The organism is Streptomyces sp. NPDC001373 (assembly GCF_042895815.1).
In the GTDB taxonomy this organism is placed as follows: Bacteria; Actinomycetota; Actinomycetes; order Streptomycetales; family Streptomycetaceae; genus Streptomyces.
The window spans coordinates 1-3,201 of record NZ_JBIAWQ010000054.1 but is presented as its reverse complement, the minus strand read 5'-3'; the positions used below and the strand labels follow the sequence as shown (position 1 = coordinate 3,201).

The window sequence follows — 3,201 nt, the reverse complement described above, 5'->3', positions numbered from 1 at the left end:
GACTCTATCAGACTCTTTCGTGTCCGACTTCCTCGGCGCTTTCCAGGTTCTTCGCTTTCGCGTTTTCCCTTTCCGGCGGTTCCGACTCTATCAGAGTTTTTCCACCGGATTTCCCGGCTTCAGATCCTGATTCAGAGCTGGATGTGCCCCAACGGAATGCAATTTCTTGGATTCTTGGGGGCGAAGAAGATGTTAAACCATCGCTGCCGAACTTGTCCAGTTCGAGGCAACCGTTCGAATCTACCTCCACGCTCCGGATGTGTCAACACCCTTCGCGACGACGAGGAGACTAGCAGCTGAGCGGGCCCCTACGCACATCACGCCGCGGTCGGCAGCGTGGCCGTCTGGTCCGCCTCCTCCACGTCGCCCGCCTCCCCGGCGCGCGACGCACGGCCGCCCAGGACGAAGACGTACGTCAGGAAGGTGGCCTCGGCGGCGACGCCGATCGCGATGCGGGCCCAGGTGGGGAGGCCCGACGGCGTCACGAAGCCCTCGATCAGACCGGAGACGAACAGGACCACGGCCAGCCCGATGGCCATGCCGAGGGCGGCTCGGCCCTGCTCGGCCAGAGCCGCGCGGCGGGTGCGCGGGCCCGGGTCGACGACCGTCCAGCCCAGGCGCAGGCCCGTGCCGGCGGCGACGAACACCGCCGTCAGTTCGAGCAGGCCGTGCGGGAGGATCAGGCCCAGGAAGACGTCGAGGCGGCCCGCCGAGGCCATCAGGCCCAGGCCGACTCCGAGGTTGGCCATGTTCAGGAAGAGGATCCAGAGCACCGGCAGGCCCAGGAAGGCCCCGAGGACCAGGCAGACGGCGGCGGCCTGGGCGTTGTTCGTCCACACCTTCGCGGCGAAGGAGGCCGCCGGGTGGCTGGAGTAGTACGTCTCGTACTCGCCGCCGGGTCGCGTCAGCTCCTTGAGGTGTTCGGGCGCTGCGACGGCTGCCTGGACCTCCGGGTGCGTGGCTATCCACCAGCCGATGAGCACGCCGAGGGCCGTGGAGAGCAGAGCCGCGGGTATCCACCAGCGGCGGCTGCGGTAGACGGCCGCCGGGAAGCCGGCCGTGAAGAAGCGGGCGGCGTCGCGCCAGCTCGCCCGGCGGGTTCCGGTGACGGTGGAGCGGGCGCGGGCCACCAGCTGGGTGAGGCGGCCGGTGAGCAGCGGGTCGGGGGCGCTCGACTGGATCAGGGAGAGGTGGGTGGCGGTGCGCTGGTAGAGCGCGACGAGTTCGTCGGCCTCCGCCCCGGTGAGCCGGCGGCCCCGGCCGAGGAGCTGTTCCAGGCGGTCCCACTGCGCCTGGTGGGCGGCCACGAAGACGTCGAGATCCATCCGGTTGTCGCTCCCCTGCCCCTGGCCCGCCCGATACGGCTGCTCGTCCTGCGGCCAGCTTGGCAGACTGGGGTGGGCAGGGGCGGGTCAGGTCGGTGAAAGGTGTGTCCGGTGAACGGTCTGGTGACGGGGGACGCGGTCGTCCTGGGTCTGCGGCCGGCGAGGCTGCCGAGCCGGGCGCTGGCGGTCCTGCTCGACCTGACCGTGTACGTCACCGGGTACCTGCTGGTGCTGCTCGCACTGGTCCTCGCGACCGCCGGGCTCGACGAGGCCGCGCAGGCGGCCGTGTCGGTGGCGACGCTGGTGCTGGTGCTGGTCGGGGTGCCGATCGCGGTGGAGACGCTGAGCCACGGGCGTTCGCTGGGGAAGCTGGCCTGCGGGCTGCGGGTGGTGCGGGAGGACGGCGGGCCGATCCGGTTCCGGCACGCGCTGGTGCGCGGGGCGATGGGGGTCGTGGAGCTGCTGATGACCTTCGGGACGGTGGCGTGCACCGCGTCGCTGGTGTCGGAGCGGGGGCGGCGGGTCGGGGACGTGTTCGCGGGAACGCTGGTGATCCGCGAGCGGGTGCCGGGGGCGCGGGTGATGCCCGTACCCCCGCCGCCGCCGTGGCTGGCCGGACGGTTCGCGGGGCTGGACCTCTCGGCCGTGCCGGAGGGGCTGTGGCTGGCGATCCGGCAGTACCTGACGCGGATGAACCAGCTGGACCCGCACACGGGCGCGGTGATGGCGGCGCGCCTCGCGGACGACGTGGTGGCGCGGACCGGGGCGCCGGCGCCGCCCGGGGTGCCGGCGGCCGCGTTCCTGATGGCCGTGGTGCACGAGCGGCAGTCGCGGGACGCCGCCCGGGCCTTCGCCGCCGCGCCGGCGCCCGGTCCCGGTCCCGGTCCTGTGGCGTACGGGGGGATCCCGGTGGCGCCGGCCGCTCCCGTACAGCCCGTGCGGCCTGCCCAGCCCGCCCGGCCGGTGGGGCCCGCGGCTCCCGTGGAGCCCGCGCCGCCCGCCACCGGGTTCGCGCCGCCCGCCTAGCTAGGCCTCCGGGCCCTCGAAGTGCTCGGGGTGCCCGGGGTCCTCGGAGTCCGTGAAGGCGGACGGCGGGGTCTCCAGGTGTTCGAGTTCGATGCCGGGGGCGGAGAGGACCACGTCCCCGGCGATGTGGACGGTGTGGACCTCGCCCGTGTCGAGGGCGGTGACCTGGTACTCGTCCACGACGAGCGGGCCGCTGTCGGTGGGGTGCTCGGCGCGGGAGCGCAGTGCCCAGGCCTGGTCGACGGTGCGGGGGGCGAGGACCGGGTCGGTGAGGGCGACGAGCCGGATCCGGGTCGCGGGGGCGCCGGGGGTCAGGCGCAGCAGGCGGGCCGTTGCGACGAGGAAGGCCGGGGAGGTGCCGGTGAAGCCGGGGGCGGCGACGTTGCCCTCGGTGGCCTCGGTGCCGGTGGGGTCGGTGCGGACCCAGGTGACGCCGTCGATGGCGGCTCCGCGGACCTGCCAGCTCGCCGCGTTGGCTTCGAGCCGGATGGGGCGGCCGAGGGCGTCGACCGCCAGGTCGAGGGAGCCCAGGTGCTCGCCGCCGGGGCCGGTGGTCTGGGAGACGTAACGCCAGCCCGAGGGGCCGGGGGCGCAGTGGAAGTGCTCCTCGCCGAGGGGGGCGTGGTCGTGCGGGTCGTGGAGCGAGTAGCGGCCGCGGGGCATGGGCTGTGGTCCTTGGCTGACGTACGGAGGTACGGGGCAGGCCCCCGGCACGGGTGCCGGGGGCCTGCTTCAGTGTGCGCGATCCGCTGGGATCAGTAGCGGTAGTGGTCGGGCTTGTACGGGCCCTCGACCTTGACGCCGATGTACTCGGCCTGCTCCGGGCGCAGCGTGGTGAGCTTGACGCCGA

At 73.3% G+C, this 3,201-nt stretch carries 4 protein-coding genes; 1 reads left to right on the top strand and 3 read right to left on the bottom strand.

The features are described 5' to 3' along the window. Positions 1-317: 317 nt before the first annotated feature. The gene (locus ACFY15_RS36790) at positions 318-1,325 is read right to left on the bottom strand and encodes a stage II sporulation protein M (protein WP_390827075.1); all 1,008 of its coding nucleotides are present in this window, start codon (positions 1,323-1,325) and stop codon (positions 318-320) included. A 111-nt stretch (positions 1,326-1,436) separates the two neighbouring features. Between ACFY15_RS36790 and ACFY15_RS36785 the strand changes: the two genes are divergently transcribed. Continuing rightward, positions 1,437-2,351, top strand: coding sequence for an RDD family protein (locus ACFY15_RS36785; protein WP_390827074.1), 915 nt, complete (start codon positions 1,437-1,439; stop codon positions 2,349-2,351). Here ACFY15_RS36785 and ACFY15_RS36780 read toward each other — a convergent pair whose 3' ends face one another. Both ACFY15_RS36780 and ACFY15_RS36775 read right to left on the bottom strand, forming a co-directional pair. Beyond that, positions 2,352-3,014, bottom strand: a complete 663-nt coding sequence (locus tag ACFY15_RS36780; protein ID WP_390827073.1) for a hypothetical protein — start codon at positions 3,012-3,014, stop codon at positions 2,352-2,354. 92 nt (positions 3,015-3,106) lie between these two features. After that, positions 3,107-3,201 (bottom strand): adenosylhomocysteinase (locus ACFY15_RS36775; RefSeq protein ID WP_351650166.1); only part of this gene is annotated, 95 nt, incomplete at its 5' end.

Excerpts from the sequence above, each read along its gene's own strand:
- ACFY15_RS36790 (WP_390827075.1), bottom strand. The coding sequence starts at position 1,325 with ATGGATCTCGACGTCTTCGTGGCCGCCCACCAGGCGCAGTGGGACCGC.
- ACFY15_RS36780 (WP_390827073.1), bottom strand. The coding sequence starts at position 3,014 with ATGCCCCGCGGCCGCTACTCGCTCCACGACCCGCACGACCACGCCCCC.